This window comes from Pelagicoccus sp. SDUM812005 (assembly GCF_031127875.1).
GTDB lineage: Bacteria > Verrucomicrobiota > Verrucomicrobiia > Opitutales > Opitutaceae > Pelagicoccus.
In genome coordinates this window covers 22,851-44,723 of sequence record NZ_JARXIA010000024.1, presented here as the reverse complement: position 1 = coordinate 44,723, position 21,873 = coordinate 22,851, and the positions used below count along the sequence as shown (strand labels likewise).

Below are 21,873 nucleotides of genomic sequence, written 5' to 3'. Positions count from 1 at the left end.
GTTTCTAGCTCGTTGAAAAAGGAGCAGTCAGATTCACCTTGGGGACGCAAGGGGCCGAGCGAGAGTCGCGGTCCGAGCGAGCGTCGTGACTTCAAGAAGAGCCGTGGTCCGGGGAAGCGTCCTGAGGGGCGTTCGAAGGATCGTCCGCAGCGCGGAGGTCGTCCGCCGGCCAAGCGGGAGGCGCCCAAGCCGGAAGTGATCCGCACGGCCCAGGGCGACCAGTGGCTGGAGCCGGTCTGCGGCGTGCATGCGGTGGGCAGCCTTTTTCACTGCAAGCCGTTCATCGTGGAGCGCCTGTACTTCGACGCGGAGCTGGCGCCCATGTTTGGCGAGATCTGCAAGTTTTTGGCCGGCGAGAAGAAGCCTTACAACCAAGTGGAGTTCGACGAGCTGACTCGCCAGGCGGGAACGACCCATCACGGCGGCGTGGTGGCGATCGCGCGGCGCCGGCAGCCGGAAGTGGCGACGACCAAGGCGGCTGAGTTTTGGGCGAAGGAAGGCATGCCGCTTCTCATCCTCGACGGGGTGCAGAGTCCGGAGAACCTCGGGCGTTTGGCTCGCGCCTCGGCCTACTTCGGGGTGGAGAAGTTCCTGATCGCTGCGTCGCGCAAGCAGGCTCGTCCCAACGAGGTCGCCTACCGGGCGGCTCGCGGCGGATTGGATATGGTTGACCTTCGGTTGGTGGACAACGTGCCCAGTTTCCTGAAGGGGGTGCGCAAGACGCACTTCGTGATCGGCGTGGACTTGGAGGGGCTGCCTTTGCCCGAGCACATGGCGATCTGTCCGGAGGAGGACATCGACAAGCCGGTGGCGATCGTGATCGGCAACGAGGAGAGCGGCTTGCTCGATTCGACGAAGCAGGAATGCGCGGCCTTGGTCGGGATTCCCGGCAGCGGAGCCATCGACCGGCTCGACGTGGCTATGGAGGCGGCTCTGCTTTTGCAGAAGTACCTGGTGGAGGCGTAATTGCTTTTCAGATACGGTGGGCGAAGGGAACGACCAGAGCGGGATAGGCGAAGCCTTGGCGGAGGTCGACCGCTTCGCTTCTACCTTGGATGCGGAGGCAGCCCGCTACTGGAGCTTGCATCGCAAGCGCTTCGCGTGGCTGGCGGAATTCTCCTGTCGCACGGCACCGGAGAGCAGCGACTATCGCTTGCTAGACGTGGGGAACTCTTTCCAGACGGTTTTGCTGAAGGCCTTGCTTCCGTATTCACAAGTGGATACGCTTGGCTTTTACGATCATCGTTTCTCGGCTGGAGAGGGTTCTCGGCATATCGAGATGGATCTGAACGATGCCTACTATCCGGAGAAATGGCCGTCGCCGGAGGGGGATGGGTACGACCTGATCGTTTTCGCGGAGGTGATCGAGCACCTCTACACTTCGCCCGAGCAGGTTCTGAATTGCTTGAAGCAGCTCTTGCGTCCGGGCGGGCGAATCTTGGTGCAGACGCCGAACGCGGCGGCCCTGAAGAAGCGGCTACGGCTTTTGTCGGGCCGCAATCCTTACGAGCTGATCCGTCTGGATCGCGGAAATCCCGGACATTTTCGGGAGCTGACGGTGGCGGACTTGAAGCGATACGCCCTGGGCTGCGGCTTGCAGGTGGAAGGGCTGTGGCTGGATAGTAACTTGGTGGACGGGAAGCGTTTCGATCGGGTGTGCGATCGCATTTCGCGGTGGCTGCCCGGGCGCTGGCGCGGCGGGATCAGCATGAGCCTGCAGCTGGGGTCCGCCGAGTAGGTATTGGGTTGCTCCCCTTATTTTCGGGAGACCAGCTTTTCCTTTTTGAGGTTCTTTCCGAGGAAGCGGTTGACGGTCTTGCCGAGGTCGAAGAGCTGGGGCTGGGTTTCTTCGTCGCGCAGGTTGTTGTAGGAGGCGCGTACGGCCCAGAGCTGTTCGGGCGGGAGCTCCAGCTGGTCTTGGTCGATTTTCCAGGCTGAGACTTCGAGCGAAATGGGGTAGATGGTGGCGGAGAGGGTTTCTTCCTTGGACTTGATGATCTTGGTTTGGCGATCTTCCTGATCGGCGAGATTCATGGGTTCGCCATTGGGGCCGAGGATGGCTTCCACGTTGTTTTGCTCCCGGTTCCTGGTGGGGTTGGCCAGTTGCTTGTAGCGACCGCCGCCGATCATGGCGGCGTAGTTGGCGGTGGAGGGGGAGTTCGAGTAGTCGAGGGTGGGGCGGTTTCGGTATTGGATGTCGGTGGCGTAGGGTTCCAGTTCGCTGTAGGCTACGCGGATGAAGACGGCGGCTTGGGACTCTTCTTTGACGAGGGAGTAACCGAGCTTTTCGAGGGCCTTTTCCAAGGGGGGAATAGCTTCCGATTGCCGTAGGATTTCCAGATTTTCGCCTACGGGGTAGATGACGAAGGCGGGGGCGCTTTGGGGGTAGTTCTCAATCGCGACGGCCTCGACCACGATCTTGGTCTTAAACTTGTTGGCGACCTGAGCGGTCGCGGTGGCCGCGAGCAGGAACAGGGCTGCGAAGATGAGTGTGACTGTCGTTTTCATGGGGTACCTCTTCAGCTGAACGCTTAAAAGGTACGGGCAAACGCGGATTTATCAACCAAAGTCGATGGGCCGCGAATCAGGCTGGGCGCTTGCCTAGCGGACGACGCGCTTTTCTTTCTTGAGCTGCTTGCCGAAGTAGCGGGCGGCGGCCTTGCTGATGTCGAGCAGCTGCGGGTGGGGTTCCTCGTCGCGCAGGTTGTTGTAGGACGCGAGCACTCCCCAGAGCTGGTGGGGATGCACGCCGGTTTCGTCCTTGGAGAAGGTCCAGGCGGAAACTTGGAAGCTCATGGGGTAGATGGTGGTCTCGAGCTTTTGCCGTTCGCCTTCGGTGATCACGGTGCCCTTTTCCTTTTGCTCGTTCATTTGGATGACTTCGCCGTTGGGGCCGAGGATGGAGCTGGGATCGGTCGCGTTTTCCTGGGAGGTGGGGTTGGCTAGCTGCGTGTAGCGGCCGTTGTTGAGGGTGGCTGCGTAGTTGGTGGCGCTGGCGGAGTTGGAGTAGTCGATCTGCTCGCGTTGCTTGATTTCGATTTCGCGCGAGTAGGGCTCGTGCTGGGTGAAGCCGACTCGGATGTAGACGATGGCGTCGCTGTCTTTCTCGACGATGGTGTAGCCCATCTTGGAAATCGCTTTTTCAATGTTGGCAGTTGCTCCCGAGTCCTTGAGGACTTGGAAGGCTTCGCCTTCGGGGTAGACGATGAAGCAGGGAGCGTCGGAGGGGAAATCCTTGGCGGCGACCGACTCGATAACGATCTTGGTGGCCAGGGTGCTAGGGGCTGCGTTTAGGACGGATGCTGCGAATGCGACGCAGCAGAGGCTGATGGTTTTCAGTAGCGAGCGATTCATCGTCTTTTTATTGATAGGGGTTGGGGGGAGGCGGGAGGTTAGTAGAAGCGCGAGATTTCAGCAACTTCTTTTAGTGGGTTCTGGGGGTGGAGACGAAGAGGGAGTAGAAGATAGTGACGTTCATGACGAGGTTGAAGGCGGCGTGGGCGGCGATGGCGGTCCAGATGGATTGCCCTTTTCGGCGGAGGTAGCTGAAGAGGAGGCTGGTGGCGAACATGAGGGCGAACCAGATTGCTCCGGAAACGGGCATGACTTCGATGCCGTTTTGCCCGCGGTAGATTCCATGGTGGATGAGGTGGGCGAGGGCGAAGAGGGCGGCTGCGAAGCAGGCGGCGCCTCGGCCCGATAGGCGGTCGCGGTTGGCTTCCTCGGTGACGCCGCGAAAGAAGATCTCTTCGCCGATGGGGCTGGCCAGCATGGCGGGAACGGTGAAGGCGATGAAGGCGATGTGCCGCGGGAGCTGGGCGATGCGTTCGTCGGTCTGGAAGGCGTAGGCGACGCTTACGAACCAATGTTGGTCGCTCTTGCCGTAGAGCAGGAGGCCGAGCAGGTAGCAGAACGCGGCGGCTGCGGCTCCGAGCAGGATGCCGAGGAGCAGCCACCGGTAGGAGAACGGCTGGTGCAGGCCGATTTGCTCGCGTCCGTAGCGGGTGAGGAAAACGAGCGGGACGAACCACATCAGCACGAAGCCGATCATGATGGGCGGTCCTTGGAGGAGGTCGCTGCCGAAGTAGCCGTAGGCGCGAAATCCGGTCAGGACTACGAAGAGTACGAGGACTAGGGAGAGGGGGGTGGGGAAGAGGCGGCGCCAGGGTCGGCTCAGCTCGAGCGGCTCTTTCATGAGGCTGTTGGCATAAAGAATGCGCGGACTTTAGTCCGCGCATTCTGGAAAGTTTCGAGGGGAATGCCCTGCGCTTACTCGCCCGCTTCGATGCGTTGGGCGTGGCGTCGGGTGTTGTTGCGGAAGTTGCGCTCGGGGATTTCGACGGCGAGGAAGGCGCTGACGCTTTCCTTGCGGCGGTCGGTGACCAGTTCGGTAGGCGCGGTGCGTCCGCTCGCTTTGGCGCGAGCTTCCATCTGGGCGGTGGCTTCGGCGATCGCGGCTTCGCGGGCGGCTTGGATTTCGGCTGCCTTGCTCGCTTCGACGGCGGCGATTTTAGCTTGGGCCTCCTTGACCTTGGCTTCTGCTGCCTTGGCGGCGGCTTCGCGCTCGGCCTTGGCCTTGGCGAGTTGGGCTTCCAGCTCTGCCTTGGTCTTGGTGTTGGCTTCCGCCTGGGAATTCAGGTTTTGCACGAGACCGGCGAGGCGGGCCTTTTCGGCCTTGTCGCGCTCGACTTGGGCGGCCAGCTCGGCGCGGCGGGCCGCTTCGGCTTCCGCGGCTTTTTCGGCCGCTTGCTTGGCGAGCTCGTTGGCTTCGGCTAGGGCTGCGGCGCGCTTGGCTTCCGCTTCGGCGCGGGCTTGGCTTTCCGCGACGGCGGCCTTGGCGGCTTCGAGTTCGGCGAGCGTTTCAGGGTCGGGGCCTTTGGAGCAGCCGCCGAGCGCCATGAAACCGGCGATAGAGAGTGTTGCGAGTGTGATTCGTAATTTCATAACTGTATTACTGGGTGTTATTTAGGAGTGAGTGTGGAGAGAGGAAGGCAAAAGTCGATAGCGCTTCTCCATTTAGAAGGGTTGGGGGAGGGATTGGTTCCCTATTGGGGGGCGACTTTTACAGATGAGGGTGGGGGCTTCAAGCTTCGGCTTGGAGTGTGACGCTTTTGATGAGGGCGTGGACGGGATGGCCGGGAGCCAGCAGCAGCTTTTGGGCGGAGCGTCGGGTTACGAGGGCGTAGAGGGTTCCCCCTTGGCAGGAGAGTTGGGCTAGGACTTGGCTGGCGGAGTGCTCGTGGAGGGCGTGGATGCTGGCGGGGATTTGGTTGAGGAAGCTGGTGGCGGGAAGCGGGTCGAGGCTGAGGCCGACGTCGCGGGCGCGCACGAGGATTCGCTGGGGCAGGTTGCGGGGAATGCTGGAGGTGGAAACGAGCAGGGGACCGATCGCGGTGTCGAGCTCGGTGAGAGCTTCCTCGGCGAGGTCGCGGCGGGCGCGAATTTCCAGGATGGAGAAGGGATCGCTGCCGTCGTGGAGGTCGGTAGGGGCGAGGACTTGTCGGGTCGCGGCGTTGGCGGTGACGCGTCCGCTTTCAAGGCGGAGGGCGTGGGAGCTGAGGCGGGCGGCTTCGGCGAGGTTGTGGGTAACGTAGAGGGCGGGGATTTGGAAGCTGCGGAAGATTTGCTCGAGCTCGTGGGCGAGCTGGTTGCGAGCGGTTTCGTCAACGGCGGAGAGGGGTTCGTCGAGGAAGAGGATTTGAGGGTTGGAGGCGATGGCTCGGGCGATGGCGACGCGCTGGCGCTCTCCTCCCGAGAGGGTGGCGGGGGCGCGTTCGAGCAGGTGCTGGATGCGGGTGGCTTGGGCGATTTCCTCGAGGGTGAAGAGGTCGGAGTCGAGGGCTCGCTGGCGGGCGTAGCGTAGGTTTTGGGAGACGCTGAGGTGCTCGAAGAGCGCGGCATGCTGGAAGACGTAGCCGATCCTGCGCAGGTGGGGCGGAAGGCTGCGGCCGTTTTCCAGCCAGGCTTCTTCCCCGACCTGGATGGCGCCGCGGGCGCCCTTTTCGAGTCCAGCCAGGCAGCGGAGCAAGGTTGACTTGCCGGCACCGGAGTGGCCGACGATGGTGGTGACGGAGTCGGCCGGAAGGTCGGCCTTGGCGGCGAGGGAGAAGGCGCCTTTTTGCAGCTGGAGGTCGAAGCTGACTTTCATCGCTTGAAGGGGCTGCTGGCCCGGTTGAGGGTGTAGATGAATACGAGCAGCAGGAAGCTGATCAGCAGGACGGTGCCGGCGAGGAGATGGGCTTGGCCGTAGTCGAGCATTTCCACGCTTTCGTAGATAGCGATGGAGAGGGTGCGGGTTTCGCCCGGGATGCTGCCGCCGATCATGAGCACGACCCCGAATTCGCCAAGGGTGTGGGCGAAGCCGAGCACGGCGGCGGAGAGGATGCCGCGCTTGGCTTGCGGGAGGGCGATGCTGAAGAAGCGGTCGACGGGGGAGGCTCCGAGGGTGCTGGCTGCTTCGAGCTGATCTCGGGGGAGGGCGGAGAAGGCGTTTTGCAGGGGCTGGGCGACGAAGGGCAGGGAGTAGATGAGGGAACCGATGACGAGTCCGGTGAAGGAAAAGACGAGGGCTGGGCCGCCTAGGGCTTCTGAGAGTTTGCCGATGGGGCCGGTGGGGGAAAGGGCGACGAGCAGGTAGAAGCCGAGGACGCTGGGCGGGAGCACGATGGGCAGGGAGAGGACAGCCTCGAAAAGGGGGCGGACGCGGGAGCGGGTGTGGGCTAGCCACCAGGCCAGAGGGGCGCAGAGCAGCAGGAGCAGGACGGTGGTGACGGCGGCCAGCTTCAGGGTGAGGGCGAGGGGAATCCAGATATCGGATACGTTCATGGGACTCGGTAGCCGGCTGCGGCGATGGTGGCTTGCGCTTCGGGGCTTTGGCAGTAGGCGAGGAACTCGAGTAGCTGGTGGCTCGCTTTTAAGGCGATGGCTTGCTGTTCGATAGGGGCGTAGCGTTCGGGATCGATCAAGATGTATTCGGCTGCAGGAATCTCGAGCTGGCGTAGTTGGGAGTAGGATACGAAGGCGGAATCGGCAGCGCCGCTTTGGGCGAAGGTGAAGGCTTGGGAGACGCTGGAGGCGGTGACGCTGCGGTGCGGGGGAAAGGGGAGGGAGTCGCGGGCTTGCGTGGCGGCGAGGCCGAAGGGGGCTAGCTTGGGGTTGGCGAGGGCGAGGGTTTGGGTTTTGGAAAGGTCGGCGGCAGGGGATCCCGGTTGCCAGAAGGCGAGGATGCCGAGGGCGAAGGTGAAGCGGGTGTCGGCGAGGGCGATCCCAGCGTTTTCGAGCTTCTGGGGGCGTTCCGAGTCGGCCGAGAAGAAGGCGTCGAAGGTGGCCCCGTTGGCGATCTGGGCGTAAAGTTTGCCGCTGGATCCGGGGATGAGGGTGAGTTCGGTGTCCGGATGGCTTTCTTGGTAAGCGGCGGCGATTTGGACGAGGGTTGGATGGAAGTTCGAGGCGACGGCGATCCTCAGCGAGCTCTTCCCTAGAAGGGGCGAGCAGAGAGCCCATGCGGCGAAGAGGGCGAGAAGGATGCGGTACATTTGGGTACTGTTGCCATGCCTTATAGATCGGGCAAGAGCAAGTTGCGAGGAGAGTCGAGAGGTACTTCGATTCAGGTGAAGGAGAACCGTTTTAGAGGGATTCCGAGCCTAAGTTCAGTCGTAGTGTTACTAATGAAAAAAATGTGAAGGGTATGGCAGGGGACTAGGGTTCTCCTCTGAAATCCCCCATAAATCCATTTGACTCCCATCGTATCGAGATCGTTTGCCCGATCGAATTTTCCAGGCGACCCCAACTCTTTCGTTTGTAGCGACAATTCAATTACGGAATCCCTTGTTGCAATTCATATAATTTGCAGGCCCTCGAGGAGGGCTGGCAGACCACAACCCTAATGGTGAATCTAGATTCACACTACCCTATGAATAAATCGATCAAACTAATAAGCAGATATGCACGTCCTAGATCTGCATCCGGAGCAATCGCTTTGGGCGCGGCACTTCTAGTTGCTCCTCTTGTTTCCGCCCAAGAAGAGGATGAGGATGTTTATAACCTTTCGCCCTTCACCGTTCAAGGTGGAGAGGAATCGGGATACCGGGCGACTTCGACGCTTGCCGGTACTCGTATCCGAACTGACCTTAAGGACATTGGGACAGCGATCTCTGTTGTGACTGAGGAGTTTCTTGAGGATACCGGATCTACTGACAACGAGTCGCTGCTACTTTACACCCTCGGCACGGAGGTGGGTGGTTCCGCTGGTAATTTCGCGGGAGGTGGAGACGGTGGGCGCGTCGATACTGATAGCCAACGCAAGAATCCTAGCGCCGCGAATCGTGTGCGTGGCTTGGCTGCTGCGGATAGCACGCGCGGCTTCTACGCTACGGATATTCCTTGGGATTCTTTCAACGTTAATCGCATCGATATTCAGCGCGGTCCGAACTCCGTTCTCTTTGGTTTGGGGAGTCCAGCGGGCGTTATCAATGCCGGACTAAAAACAGCGAATTTCGCAAATGAAGGTTCCGTTGGTATCGATTTCGGCAATGACGGAACTTGGCGCGCTACGGTTGATTTGAACCATGTTCTGATCGAGGATCAGTTGGCGGTGCGTTTTGCGGCCCTCGAGTCCGAAAAGGGCTTCCGCCAAAAACAAGCGTTCGAAGAAAATAGCCGTATCTACTTGTCCGCTCAGTGGGCTCCCGAGTTCTTGAGCGCGGATTCCTCTCGTGGCAGGTTCACAGCCAACTACGAAGAGGGAGATATCATGGCGAACCGGCCGCGCGTATTGCCGCCGATTGACCGTATAACTCCTTGGTTTAATTCTGCTAATACGGGTCTCGCTAAGCAGACCTTCACCTCTCCGGAGCTCATGGCATTCGCCAATTCGGGAGAGCCAGGAAGCCAATACATCGGCAATGAAGTCCTCGGCCGTATCTTCAATGGGCCAGTTGCTTTCTACGATGGAGCGGGAACGCCCTCTTACTACAAGATGGCAGCGGTGGACGGAGTTAATTATCTCGGAATTGACGACGCGAGCGATGCTGCTGCGAAGGTGGGGCTTCCGTACTCGAGTATCGGGGGTTATAAGAGCAAAACGCTTTCGGATCCGACCATCTTTGACTTCTATAATAACATGCTTGATGGCGACAACAAGCGTGAGTGGCAGGAGTGGGAGGCTTATAATATCACCTATTCGCACACTTGGATGGACGATGCTCTCGGCCTGGAAGTTGGTTTCGATAACCAGGACTATACGGATGGCCAGGTGAATATCATGGATAATTGGGGACAGTCTATCTCGGTTGATATCGTATCGCATTATCCAGATGGCGGCATTAATCCGAATGCGGGAAGAGCGATTGCGGGTGGTGAAACTCAAAACAACCACAACGATAGCACTGATAGAGATTCTTTCCGCGTAACCGGATTCTATGAATACGATTTCCGGGATTCTGGCAATGAATCTCTAGGATTCCTCGGTCGCCACCTGTTTACGGGTCTCTATTCAAAGCAAGAGATCAACAAGCTGGATACGACTTGGGTTCGTAGTGTAGCCGACGGTATTGGCACAGGATCGATCGACGGCGCGGCCCGCTATTTGTCGAACGTAGTCTACTTGAGCGGTGACCTGTCGGGAAGGAGTTCTGCATCAGGCGCGTACATTCCTCCGATCCAGCATCGTCTTGTTCCGCATGATACGCAGCTGACGATTGAGACAAGCGCAGGAGTGAACACTCCCTTCTCTATTATCAGCTATGATAACGGGGATTTGGCGGAGCTCTACAAGCGCGCCACGAAGTCGAGGGATGATATTGAGTCGTCTGCCCTCATCTGGCAAAGCTGGTTGTTCAACGATACCCTTGTCCCCATGTTCGCAGTGCGTAAGGATTCCTCTGATGCGCTGAACGCCGGCTCTGCTCCGGCGGGATCGCGAGCGGGGTCAGTGCTACCGTACGCTAACAACTGGGACCTGCCGACAAGCGCTTCGGATGCAGCTAACAGCACCAATGGAGCGACCTTCAATTCGGTAAGCGAAACCACCTCGACCATGAGTCTGGTTTGGCATGCTCCTCAGTCCGTATCCGACGCTTTGGGAGGTACGAAGCTGAGCTTGTCCTATGCGAACTCGGAGAATTTCTCGCCCGATGCGAGCCGTCGTGGCATCGACGGTGTTGCGGTACCCAACCAGATTGGCGATACCGAAGAGTTCGGCCTCACTATCGCATCTGCGGACAGCCGGTTGCACCTCAAGATCAACCGGTACGAAACGAACGTTAAGAACGCTACCTTGTCTGACTCCTCGTTTGGAAATTCCTACATGATTGGATTTGGAGAGGGCTTGGTTCGTTGGGGTGGTTTGCAAACGCAAAAAGGCGTCCATGGCTTCACCGAAAACTACGCTTTGATGGATCCGACTGCTCCATTCGACGCGACAACGAATCCTTTGATCAATCCTGAGATTGAGGTTCTCCGCTACGAGCCGAACCCCGGCGAGTTTGACGGTACCAGTTGGGCGCAAGATCGGGCAGGTCTATCACCCGAGGCCCAGGCGGCTGCAGTTCAGGCTGCCTACAATCGCCAAGAGGCAGCGCTCGCCGCTGTGTTCGATCCGGCTAATCGCCCCAGTAAGGCGATCGAAGAATTCTGGGGACAGAATTGGGACGCGCTTACAGGCGATGACACTTGGGGTGGCCCGGACCAAGCCAATGCATGGGCAGGTGAGCCGGCAAGTTTCGCCGTTACCAGTGATTTCGTATCCAAAGGTACTGAGATTGAGCTTTTCTACCAGCCGACGGACAACTGGAACATCATGTTCAATGCGGCTAAGATCAATGCCCAACGCTTCAATATTGCAAGCTCCTACGCGAATTACGTGAAAGAGCGCTGGGAACTGTACAAGGGCCCCTATGGCGACTTGAAGCTGTATAACGGTGAGTCGTCGGATCCGGAGACCCTTCGTTACAAGTACGGAAGCGAGTTCTATGCAAACTATCTTGCAGGGGTTCTTATTAATCGATCGCAGGTTCCCGAGCTTCGCGAATGGAGAGCAAACTTGATCACCAACTACAGCTTCCGCGAGGGCCGCTTGGCGGGACTCAATGTCGGTGGCGCGATTCGTTGGCAGGACGAGGTTGCAATCGGGTACCCCGGCACGACAGCTACCGAAGCGATCGAGGAGTTCGGACTCGAAATCGGCGACGAATTGTACGACATCAGCAACCCCTACATGGGACCATCCCAGACGTCGCTCGACCTTTGGGCTAACTACACGGTCAAGCTTTCCGACAGCGTCGACTGGAAGATCCAGCTCAACGTAAGCAACGTGACAGCGGACAAGGAGCTGATCCCGGTCACTGTTAGCGTAGACGGTTCGGCCGCGACATCTCGTATCGCTCCGCAAAGGACCTGGGTGCTTGCTAATACCTTCTCGTTCTAGAACTTGAGCGATTAGTAGTATTGTTTTATCTAACGGCGCCTTAACGGGCGCCGTTTTATCGTTTTGGAAAGTCTGCTTCGGCCTAGCGCCATGAACCGTTTCTTCTTACTTTATTCGTTTTTTGTCCTTTTAGGATACCTCCTCCTGTCCCCGAATTGGGCGATGGCTGAGTTTAGCGATCGTACGCTCGGATCTGGCCTCGATTACGTACAAGCAGATTCGAAGAGTACCAAGCACGGCGGGGCAGCGGCAGTCGATGTAAATGGCGATGGGTTCACGGATATTTTGGTGGCTAGGGACGAAAAGACTCCCTTGCTTTTTGTGAACAAGGGCAATGGGACATTTACCGAGGAAGGGGCTTCCCGCGGCCTAGGAAACATACTGAACGTGGGTGGTTTTGGCTCGGGGGACTTCGACAATGATGGTGACGCGGATCTGTTTGTATCTCCGAGACTGGGGAACCGATTTTATCTATTTATCAATGACGGCACCGGGGTATTTGCGGAAGAAGCCGTTGTTCGAGGAGCTGCCGTAGAAACGACGCTAGAGCCGCACCGGGGATACAGCGTGGGCATTGTAGACTTCGATCTCGATGGCTATCTGGACGTGTATGTTTCTGAATGGGGTGTGCGCAGCAACGATGATAACGATAAGCACTCTGTACTCCTACGAAACAGGGGTGCGGACCAGCCTGCGCATTTCGAAAATGTCACTGAGCAAGCAGGCCTTACGCAACCAGGCAAGGGGAGCATGCACTTTGGGTTTGCCAGTGGATGGGGTGACTTGGATGGGGACGGGTGGCCTGACCTCGTGCTTGTGTCGGATTTTGGCACAAGTAAGATGTATTGGAACAATGGAGACGGGACGTTTACGGAATCGACCGATGAGTCTAACATGGGTTTGGATGAAAATGGTATGGGGGTCGCGATCGTCGATTATGACCAAGACGGAAAGCTCGATGTTTTCGTTAGCTCCATTCTCGATCAATTCTCGATCAATCGGGACGGAACGCACACAGGGAATAAACTTTATAAGTATCTAGGAAATCGAACGTTTAGGGAAGTAGCTGCTGAGGCTGGCGTATCGCGAACCGGTTGGGGGTGGGGAACCTCGTTTTTTGAGTACGACAACGATGGTGATTCGGATCTCGTCGTTACCAATGGATCCATTGTCTCTGCCGGGCTAAATCCGCTTACGAACCCATATGTCGACGCCGTCGACGATCCGACCACTCTTTTTATTAACCAATCCGATGGTCGTTTTTTCAATAGAACGGTTGCTGCAGGTTTGGTTGATCGAAAGTTGGGGAAGGCTGTAGTCGTTTTTGATTACGAAGAGGATGGTGACGAAGATCTCTTTATAACGAATTCCGGGGATCATCCGATCCTGTACCGAAACGATGCTTCGGGTAACGGAAATAATTATCTGAGGATCTCGTTCGAGGGGACTTCTTCGAATCGGGATGGATATGGTTGTATTGTGAAGGTTGCCGCAGGTGAACGAATACAGACGCAGCTCTACAATCCCAGCAACGCTTACCTCGGACAGCGTGAGCCCTATTTGCATTTTGGGCTGGGGGGAGCGAGCAAGGTGGATTCGATCGAAGTGACTTGGCCGTCCGGTACGAGGCAGACCTTGGAGAATGTGGCGGTCAATCAGGTGCTCGAAATCCTCGAGCCAGTCGTTGCTCTCGGAATCCCTAAGGTGGAACGCGATCCAGTGGGGGGACGCTTTTACGTGGGTGACGCGTTGAGGATAGCAGTTGAGGCGAGCGGGGATCCTGCTCCGGTAGTGACGTGGGAGAAGGATGGAGAAGCGATTCCTGGTGGGCATGGCTTTGAATTCCACGTTAAGAAACTGACGCCGTATGACGCTGGCGAATACCGAGCGAAGGTCACCAACAGCCAGGGCAGCGTTTACAGCTCAGCGGCAGTCGTGGACTTGGACCTGGATCTTGATGGGCGCTCTGTCGCTCGAGTCTGGAACGAGTTTATGCTCGATGCGATCCGCAAGGATTTTCCGAATCCGACGAAGCATGGGCGAAACCTGTACCATGTTTCCGCGGCGATGTGGGATGCTTTTTGGGCTTATGAGGAAGAGGCTTGGACGAACGCGAAACCCATGTTTCACCGCGAGGACGTCTTGCCGGAGCATTGGGGAGGAGAGCGTCTGGCCGCTCAGCGGGAGGCCATTAGCCATGCGGCGTTTACCGTACTGAATCAGCGATACAAGGATAGTCCAGGCGCAGAGCGATCTTTGTTCGGGTTTAGGTGGTTGATGGAACGGCTGGGGTACGACCCTGATAACTTGTCTTTGGAAGGCATGAGCGCTGCGGCAGTTGGAAATCGAATCGGCAAGGGCGTTTTGGACGAAAACTTCGACGATGGGGCCAATGAACTGAACGACTACGCGGATACGAATGGTTACGAGGCGGTGAACGATCCGCTCGTCCTCGATTTGCCGGGTACTCAGATGGTGGACATCAATCGTTGGCAACCGCTCGCCTTTGACTATGCCGTATCCCAGAATGGGATACCTCTCGGAACCTTGGTGCAGAGTTTTTTAGGTGTGAGTTGGCGGGAGGTTGAGACCTTTGCGATGCGTAAGACTTCTGCGAATACGATCGCCTTCGATCCGGGGCCGCCGCCCTTGTGGGGAACGGACACGCATGACGAATTCGTCGCAGCTGCGGTGGAGGTTTTGCGATACTCTTCTTATCTGGACCCGTCTGACGATACGCTCATCGATATTTCGCCTGGGACGCGTTTGAACAATCCCTTGGCTAGCAACGATGGAGTGGGGCGAGCTGTTAATCCGGCGACGAACGAGGCCTATGAAGCGAACTGGGTGAAGCTGGCGGATTATGGACGAATCTTAGCCGAGTACTGGGCTGATGGTCCGGCTTCTGAAACGCCTCCGGGGCATTGGAATACCCTGCACAACGAAGTGACGGAAATGGAAGGTTTCGAGCGTCGTTACATGGGGAAGGGCGAGGAATTGTCGGAGCTCGAGTGGGATGTACGGGCTTATCTCGCTCTCAATGGCGGGATGCACGACGCAGCGGTTGCGGCATGGACTTTGAAGGCTCAATACGACTACTCGCGGCCGATCTCCATGATCCGCGCCTTGGCGGGACTGGGGCAGTCTTCGGATCCGGATGGCTTGTCCTACCATCCGCAAGGGATCGTGCTGGAGCCCGGATTGATTGAGGTCGTTACGGAAGCCAGTTCCGCGGAGGGGGAGCGGCATGCGCATCTGGCGGATGACCTTGGCAAGATCGCGGTTTTTGCATGGGCTGGTGAGCCGGAAGATTCGCGCAACGATTTCGGTGGAGTTGAATGGATCCTTGCAGAGGATTGGTTTCCCTATCAGCGCGGGACCTTTGTGACTCCAGCGTTTGCGGCTTATGTTTCGGGGCATAGCACCTTTAGCCGGACGGGGGCAGAGGTCATGACGCTTTTGACGGGGAGCCCGTTCTTTCCGGGGGGAATGGGAGAGTTTCATTTTCCCAAGGGCGAGTTCTTGGAATTTGAATACGGTCCAAGCGACGATGTAACGCTTCAATGGGCGACCTACTACGATGCCGCTGACCAGGCAGGGGTGTCGCGTCTCTATGGAGGTATCCATGTTGCGGCGGACGATTTCATCGGTCGCACGTTAGGCGCGCGGGTGGGAGTCGAGGCCTTTTTGCGCGCCCATAACCAGAGGCATGCGAACTCCGGCTTCTCGGGGTTGATAAAGGAGATCCGCCACGTGGCGACGCTGCGCAATGGGGAGGCGAGTACCTTGACGCGTTTCGATTCGGAAGGCATGCCTTTACGGGTTCGGGGCATTTTTGGCTTCGACGATGAGAGCTACAAGGAAGAGGATGGGGTTTACCTGGTTTTTCCGAGTCGAGAAGAGCAAGGGGTGCTTGCTTCCGATCGTATCGGAATGGCAGGGGTCGGGCCGTTGTTGGGCGCTGATTTCCATGCGGACCTGCAAGAGGGCGAAACGCTTTCCGTGGAGGTCGAAATCGAGGTGGAAGAGCCGGCCCTGGTTCTTTGTTGGGGCGAAGGCGCCAGCTTAGGCATGGGAATCCGAGACACTCGGATCCGTGTTTTTGCTCTTGCTGAGAACGGAAGCGAAACGCAGGTCGGAGCTAATGGGGACTGGCGTGCGAACGATGTTTCATCGCAAGCGGAGGTCCTGGTTTTGCGCGATTCCCAGGATAAGGTCCTGCACGATAAGGACGCTGCGGTCTCGGTTGCCTTGGAATCTGGAGTTTATCGTTTCGAGCTGGAGCCGGTCGAAGGGGCGGGGCCGCTTGTCTTGAGCGTGAGATCTCAGGTTTGGCGCGGATCGAACTGATAGTCGGACTGCTGCCCAGGTTTTTGGGGGCGGGATTCAGCTCGTTCCCTGAACTCTTATATAATTGTAATCGGTTTTCGAATACTGTCCGCTACTGTGGCTTGCCTTGTGGGGAGGGCTCTGAAAGGGTTCTGGCTTCCCGCAGTTCGGGCGAACATCGCGCTTCGGACTGTATTTGACCCAATGTAGAGACCCCAATCTGAAGCGCGGATTCGCATCCTCGATCCGATCGCTTCGCCAATGTTATGAGCTCAATCCAAAACGGTTCCAGCAGTTCAGGAGCGACGCATGTTCCTGAGAAGATCATCACGATGAAGGAGAACTTCGCCTATGCCGCCGGTGATATGGCGTCGGTGTTCTACTTCAAGGTATTCTCCTCCTTCCTGATGTTCTTCTACACCGATATCATAGGAATCGAGGCGGCCATCATCGGGACCATGCTGTGGGTGACGCGCGTCTTCGACGCGTTTACGGATCCGTTGATGGGCGTGATCTGTGACCGTACCGAATCGCCGCACGGGAAGTTCCGTCCGTGGCTGCGTTGGATGATCCTGCCCTTTGCGGTGAGTGGGGTGCTCATCTTCACGGTGCCGGAGCTGGATGACACTTGGACCATCGTCTATGTTTACGCGACCTACTCGCTGGCGATGTTGGGCTACACGGCGATCAACATTCCTTACGGCGCTTTGATGGGCGTGATGACGCCTCACTCCGCGGAGCGAACGGTGCTGTCCTCGTTTCGCTTCTACGGTTCGTTTTCGGCGAACCTGGTGGTGCAGGCGACGATCCTTTATCTGGTCGTAGGGCTGGGCGGCAGCGAGGACGGGACGCAGACCCAGCAGGGCTACATCTTGTCGATGGTCATCTATGGGATTTGCGCCTCCTTTCTTTTCCTAGCCACCTTCGCAGGCACCAAGGAGCGGGTACAGCCTCCCAAGGGGCAGGAGATGGACCTCAAGAAGGACTTCGCTCAGCTGTTCAAGAACAAGCCTTGGGTGGCCTTGATCTTCGTGGGAATCGGTACGGTCATGTGGATCGCCATGCGCGACGCGGCTCAGCTGTATTACTTCAAGTACTACGTGGTGGCGGACATGGAGAGCGACGCGCGGTTCACCAAGTTGGCCACTTGGTACAACGTGCTCGGATCGGTGGGCACCATCGCAGGGGTCTACTTCACCAAGCACTTTACCGACTTGTTCCGCGGCAAAAAGAACGCCTTCTTCTCGTTGACGGTTCTAAGCGCCATCTTGGGAACCGGGTTCTTTCTCTGCGGACCGGGGGACGTGACGCTGATGTTTACGATTGGGATTAGCTTGTCGATTATCACGGGACCCTTGATGCCTTTGTTCTGGTCGATGATCGCGGATACGGCGGACTATTCCGAGTGGAAGTTCGGTCGCCGTTTCACCGGACTGACGTTTTCGGCCGGGACCTTTTCCATGAAGCTAGGCTGGGCGGTGGGCCCGGCGCTGGCGGCTTATTCGCTGAGCTACTATGGTTATCAGGACAACGTTTTGCAGTCGGAGCGGACGATCGAGGGGCTTCGGCTGATGATGTCCTTCTTCCCGGCTGGCTTGGCGGCGATTGCGGCTTTGGTGGTGCTGACCTATGGAATCAACCGGAAGATGGAGCTGCAGATGGAGAACGAACTCCTTACCCGCAAGGAAGCGGAAGGCACGGTCGAGAGCTAGTCGCCGGCGGCGTTCCGCTCGTTTTTAAGGAGGGCGCCTGCGATCGCGGGCGCCTTTTTTCGTGGTCGCCGAATGCGGAGGAGCAGCCCCAACCGCTGTTCGCTGAAGTCACTTCGTCTTCTTCGAGGAGAACTGTCGCTTGTATTTGGATACGAAAAGTCCCCGCTCTGATGGAGCGGGGATTTCGTAAGTCTGTTGGCGTTGCTTGCTGCCTAGCAGGTCGGCATCTCCGCGTCGGCCTTGGCTTCGGCAGCGATGGCGGCTTCCATTTCCTTCTCCATTTTGGCGTCGATGCGGTAGAAGAGAACGGATCCGGCGGCGAGCACGGCGACGCCTGCGGGGATGAAGGACATGATGAGCTTGAGGCCTTCGACGGTTTCCGGGGATTGGTCGACGTTGGCCTGGTAGCCGAAGTAGGTGAGCAGGTACATGGAAATGGCTGGGCCGATCGACCAACCGATCTTCATGGAGGAGGTTCCGGTGGAGAAGATGAGGCCGGTCGTACGTTGGCCGAGCTTCCATTGCCCGTAGTCGGCGCTGTCGGCGATCATCGACCAGAACAAGGCCATCAAGGGAGCCGTCATGAAGGCGCTGATCGCTTGGTGCCCCATGATCAGGTAGAAATTGTCGGTGGGGATGAAGTAGAAGGTGAAGAGGAAGACGGCATTGATGAGCGTTACGGAGATGAAGGTCTTCTTTTTGCCGCCGAACACTTGGGTGAACTGCTTGGTTAGCATGACGCCTACGAGTTGGACGGCGCTGCCGACGGCGAGGAAGGTTCCGCCCCATAGTTCGTTGCCGGAGACGTATTTGAAGAAGTGGATGGTGGCGCCACCGCGGATGGCGATCCAGAGGATGGTCATCACGCTGATGAGGATAAGGGCCCGCCAAGGTCCGTTTTTGGCAGCGGCTCCGAGGTCCTTGAGGATGGACGACTTTTGGTTCTTGGGCGGGGCGACGCGTTCCTTGGTGGTGACGAAGGTCGTGATGAAAAGGAGCGAGGATGCCGTTGCGAATACGGCGATGGTAGCGGTGTATCCAAATTGCTCGTCGCCGTCGCCGAAGAACTTGACGAGGTGTTGGAGAGTGGTGCTTACGATGAAGACGCCGGCGAAGGCTCCGAGGAAGCGGAAGGAGGAAAGGATGGTGCGCTGGTCGGATCGCGGCGTCATCACGCCCATGAGGGCGGAGTAGGGAACGTTGATGGCGGTGTAGGCCATCATTAGGAGGGTGTAGGTGCTGTAGGCGTAGATGAGCTTGCCGGTGGGGCTTAGGTCGAAGGTGGTGAAGGTGAGCACGCCGAGGATCGCCCAAAAGGGAAGGACCCAGAGGAGCCACGGGCGGAACTTGCCCATCCGGCTCTTGGTGCGGTCGGCGATCATTCCCATGATCGGGTCGTTGATCCAGTCCCAGGTGCGGGTGACGAGGATCATGGTGCCGAGTGCGGCAGCGGATAACCCGAATACGTCGGTGTAGAAGATCGGCAGGAAATTCATGAAGACGCCGAAGTAGAGACAGGATGCTAAGTCTCCGGAGGCGAATCCGAGTTTCTCTACCATCTTCAAAGGTGGCGCTTTGTGCGAAGATTCGGGGCTGGTCTGCATATGTTTTCTTTTTGTGGTAAGGGGTGAGGGTGATCGGAGACGGTGTTAGGTTAACAATTCTGGTTGTTGAATCCCTTCAGGAAATCGAAGGCGGAGCCTTTGGGAGCCTACGGAAAAAGGCGTCCGCTTCGCACCGGCGCCTTTTGTGTGGATAAAATGAATACGAACGGGGTTCACTTGGCTCGCAGCGCGTGGATGCGATCGATGAGGGGGCTCGAGGCCTTGGCCATGAAGGCGAGGTTCTTGTCGATGAGCTCGTTGCGCTGGGCGACGCACTTGGCGCTGTAGAGCGGGTCGGCGGGCGTGTGGGTGACGTAGTCGACGAGCTTCTCTACCGTGGAAGTGGCCACGTGCAAGCGGGTGTCGCTGGAGGCGTAGTAGATGTAGACATCGCCGGATTCGGTGACGATAGTTCCGTTGGTGAAGGCGACGTTCATGACGTCGCCCACCAGCTCATCGCCTTCGGGGGCGATGAGGAAGCCGCCGGGCGAGTGGGTGAGCTTGCTGGGATCTTCCAGCGAAGTCATGAAGGCGTAGATTACGTAGCGCAGGCCGCTGGCGCAGCCGCGCACGCCGTGGGCGATGTGCAGCCAGCCTTGGGGCGTCTTGATGGGGGCGTCGCCTTGGCCGTTCTTCACTTCCTTGATAGTGTGGTAGGCGCGGGAATCGATGATGGTTTCCTTTTCCACCACCGCGTTGGCCATATCCTCGCAAAGCCCCCAGCCGATGCCGCCGCCGGAGCCGGCGTCGATGAAGCCGTCTTGGGGGCGGGTGTAGAGGGCGTACTTGCCGTCGACGAACTCGGGGTGGAGCACGACGTTTCGCTGCTGGGCGGAGGGAGTTTTCAGGTCGGGCAGGCGCTCCCAGGTCTTGAGGTCCTTGGTGCGGGCGATGCCGCATTGGGCGACCGCGGAGGAGAGGTCGAAGGGGGCGGCGTTGGGATCCTTGCGCTCGGTGCAGAAGAGTCCGTAGATCCAGCCGTCTTGGTGCTGGGTGAGTCGCATGTCGTAGACGTTGGTGTCGGGCACCTCTGTCTCCGGCAGGGTGACGGGGTGGTCCCAGAAGCGGAAGTTATCGACCCCGTTGGGGCTTTCGGCGATGGCGAAGAAGGACTTGCGGTCGTTTCCTTCGACGCGGGCTACGACGTAGAACGTGCCGGCGAGCTGGATGGCGCCGGCGTTGAAGGCGCAGTGCACGCCGATGCGCTCCATGAGGTGCGGGTTGGTCTCGGGGTTGAGGTCGTAGGACCAGAAGAGAGGGGCGTGCTTTTCGGTGAGGACCGGGTTTTGGTAGCGGTGGAAGATTCCGTTGCCGGGCTCGACGGGCGCGTTAGGCTGGGCGAGCAAAGCTTCTTGGGCTTCGACGAGTTGGTTGAGGCGGGTTTCGTAGGTACTCATTGGTTCGAAAGGTATATAATTATGATGGGTTCGAGGGGCGTTTTACTGGGAGGATCTTGGAGCGACAGGGGGCGTTCTAATTAACCCGTTGAATTCGCTCCAAAAGCTCGAAGCAGGCCCGGCCATTGTGGTAGGAAGACTTCCAGGGGCCGGCTTTCTCCTTGTCCATGGGGCGTCCGTCCGCCTGGCGTCCCCAAAGCCATTCTCCGTTGGTTCGGTCGATGAAGGCGCTTTTGATATACTCCCAGGTTTGCAGGCAGGCTTCGAGGTAGCGGGTGTCTCCGGAAAGCTGATACGCATTGTAGAAGCCAACCATTCCTTCGGCCTGAGGCCACCAGCACTTGCTGCCGTTCGGGGGCTGGCCGGGATGGAATTCGTCGTGGACGCCGTGGTCGTGCGGGTCGATTCCGCTGCGGAGGACTTGCTCGGCCATTTCGAGGGCGAGTTTCTGGAATTCTTTTTCCTGCTCCGGGTCGCCGATGATTGTGGCGGCTTCGTGCAGGAGCCAGCTGCCTTCGATGTCGTGGCCGGGCGAAACGACTGGGTCGAGGAGCTTCCAGTCCTTGTCGTAGAATAGGCCAAAGCGTGGAGTATCCGGCAGGATGATACGGTCGGCGATGGTTTGCAGGGTGCGGCGGCAGGCGGCTTCGACTTCAGGCGAGGGGGATATTTTTTGCAGGTTGGCGAAGGCTTCGATGATGTGCAGGTGGTTGTTCATCGTCTTGGGGGCTTCGAGGTCCCCGTCGCCGAGCTTCATTTTCGCTAATGGAGTCCAGTCTGCCTCGAAGGATTCCAAGTAGCCGCCGCTGGCTGGGTCCCAGGCTTTCGCTTCCACGAGGCGAAAGAGGGAGTAGGCTCGATCGAGGCTGTCCTGCTCTCGGGTGGCGTGGTAGTGCTCGGAGAAGGCGTAGATGCAGAAGGCCTGCCCGTAGCATTGCTTCTTGGTTTCGAGGGCTTGCCCGTCTGGGGTGAGGGTCCAGTAGTAGCCGCCGTTTTCCGTATCGGAAAACTTTATACAGAGCACGTGCTTGGCGTGGTCGGCGAGTTTCCGGTATTCCTTCTTCCCGTAGAGCGAATAGGCGCGGCTGTAGGTCCAGAGCAGGCGGGAGACCATGACCAAGCCCAGCGGCGTTTCGGCGACGGGCTGGTTGAGGGAATCGAGCGCAGGGATGAAGCTGTCGGTGGTACGCAGGCGGGGCCAGTAGGGCAGAATGTTTTCGAACAATTCCGCTTGGAGCTCCTGCTGGAAAGTCTTGAGAGGGGAAGGGGGCATCGGTCGGAGGAGGGCTGGGGCGGCGGAGTGTTTGTTTATTGGCGGGCGAGGGCTCGATTGCGGCGAGTCTTGTGAGCTTGTGGTCCCGTTATAGCCGTAATTAATCTAAATTGTAATGAGAAATTGAGTAAAT

At 58.3% G+C, this 21,873-nt stretch carries 15 protein-coding genes; 5 read left to right on the top strand and 10 right to left on the bottom strand.

Annotated features, from left to right (window positions below):
* The first annotated feature begins 12 nt into the window (after positions 1-12).
* Together QEH57_RS21910 and QEH57_RS21905 are read left to right on the top strand one after the other, a co-directional pair.
* Positions 13-966: an RNA methyltransferase gene (locus tag QEH57_RS21910; RefSeq protein WP_309008933.1), complete on the top strand. Its 954-nt coding sequence runs from the start codon at positions 13-15 to the stop codon at positions 964-966.
* 16 nt (positions 967-982) lie between these two features.
* Positions 983-1,738: a methyltransferase domain-containing protein gene (locus tag QEH57_RS21905; protein WP_309008932.1), complete on the top strand. Its 756-nt coding sequence runs from the start codon at positions 983-985 to the stop codon at positions 1,736-1,738.
* Between the two features lie 17 nt (positions 1,739-1,755).
* Here QEH57_RS21905 and QEH57_RS21900 read toward each other — a convergent pair whose 3' ends face one another.
* The 7 genes from QEH57_RS21900 to modA form a co-directional block, all read right to left on the bottom strand.
* Positions 1,756-2,508, bottom strand: coding sequence for a hypothetical protein (locus QEH57_RS21900; RefSeq protein ID WP_309008931.1), 753 nt, complete (start codon positions 2,506-2,508; stop codon positions 1,756-1,758).
* A 93-nt stretch (positions 2,509-2,601) separates the two neighbouring features.
* Positions 2,602-3,354, bottom strand: a complete 753-nt coding sequence (locus tag QEH57_RS21895) for a hypothetical protein (protein WP_309008930.1) — start codon at positions 3,352-3,354, stop codon at positions 2,602-2,604.
* A 70-nt stretch (positions 3,355-3,424) separates the two neighbouring features.
* Positions 3,425-4,195, bottom strand: a complete 771-nt coding sequence (locus QEH57_RS21890) for a CPBP family intramembrane glutamic endopeptidase (RefSeq protein WP_309008929.1) — start codon at positions 4,193-4,195, stop codon at positions 3,425-3,427.
* Positions 4,196-4,269: 74 nt separating this feature from the next.
* On the bottom strand, positions 4,270-4,944 hold the full coding sequence (locus QEH57_RS21885; protein WP_309008928.1) for a hypothetical protein: 675 nt from the start codon (positions 4,942-4,944) through the stop codon (positions 4,270-4,272).
* Between the two features lie 139 nt (positions 4,945-5,083).
* Positions 5,084-6,148 (bottom strand): molybdenum ABC transporter ATP-binding protein, encoded by a 1,065-nt coding sequence (modC, locus tag QEH57_RS21880; protein ID WP_309008927.1) that lies wholly within the window; start codon positions 6,146-6,148, stop codon positions 5,084-5,086.
* Entirely contained in the window at positions 6,145-6,825 is a 681-nt protein-coding gene (modB, locus tag QEH57_RS21875) for a molybdate ABC transporter permease subunit (protein WP_309008926.1), read from the bottom strand. The genes modC and modB overlap by 4 nt, the downstream gene beginning before the upstream one ends.
* On the bottom strand, positions 6,822-7,535 hold the full coding sequence (modA, locus tag QEH57_RS21870; protein WP_309008925.1) for a molybdate ABC transporter substrate-binding protein: 714 nt from the start codon (positions 7,533-7,535) through the stop codon (positions 6,822-6,824). The genes modB and modA overlap by 4 nt, the downstream gene beginning before the upstream one ends.
* Before the next feature lie 350 nt (positions 7,536-7,885).
* On the opposite strand from modA, the gene QEH57_RS21865 reads away from it, so the two are divergent.
* From QEH57_RS21865 to QEH57_RS21855, 3 genes are all read left to right on the top strand, one after another.
* Complete coding sequence (locus QEH57_RS21865; RefSeq protein ID WP_309008924.1) at positions 7,886-11,425, top strand: TonB-dependent receptor plug domain-containing protein; 3,540 nt, start codon at positions 7,886-7,888, stop codon at positions 11,423-11,425.
* A gap of 750 nt (positions 11,426-12,175) precedes the next feature.
* Positions 12,176-15,775 (top strand): FG-GAP-like repeat-containing protein, encoded by a 3,600-nt coding sequence (locus QEH57_RS21860; protein WP_309008923.1) that lies wholly within the window; start codon positions 12,176-12,178, stop codon positions 15,773-15,775.
* Between the two features lie 245 nt (positions 15,776-16,020).
* The gene (locus QEH57_RS21855) at positions 16,021-17,466 is read left to right on the top strand and encodes a glycoside-pentoside-hexuronide (GPH):cation symporter (protein WP_309008922.1); all 1,446 of its coding nucleotides are present in this window, start codon (positions 16,021-16,023) and stop codon (positions 17,464-17,466) included.
* Positions 17,467-17,678: 212 nt separating this feature from the next.
* Here QEH57_RS21855 and QEH57_RS21850 read toward each other — a convergent pair whose 3' ends face one another.
* From QEH57_RS21850 to QEH57_RS21840, 3 genes are all read right to left on the bottom strand, one after another.
* Positions 17,679-19,025: an MFS transporter gene (locus tag QEH57_RS21850; protein WP_309008921.1), complete on the bottom strand. Its 1,347-nt coding sequence runs from the start codon at positions 19,023-19,025 to the stop codon at positions 17,679-17,681.
* Between the two features lie 218 nt (positions 19,026-19,243).
* A complete protein-coding gene (locus QEH57_RS21845) occupies positions 19,244-20,467 on the bottom strand; it encodes a glycosidase (RefSeq protein ID WP_309008920.1) in 1,224 nt (407 codons plus the stop codon).
* 76 nt (positions 20,468-20,543) lie between these two features.
* Complete coding sequence (locus QEH57_RS21840; RefSeq protein WP_309008919.1) at positions 20,544-21,740, bottom strand: AGE family epimerase/isomerase; 1,197 nt, start codon at positions 21,738-21,740, stop codon at positions 20,544-20,546.
* Positions 21,741-21,873 lie beyond the last annotated feature (133 nt).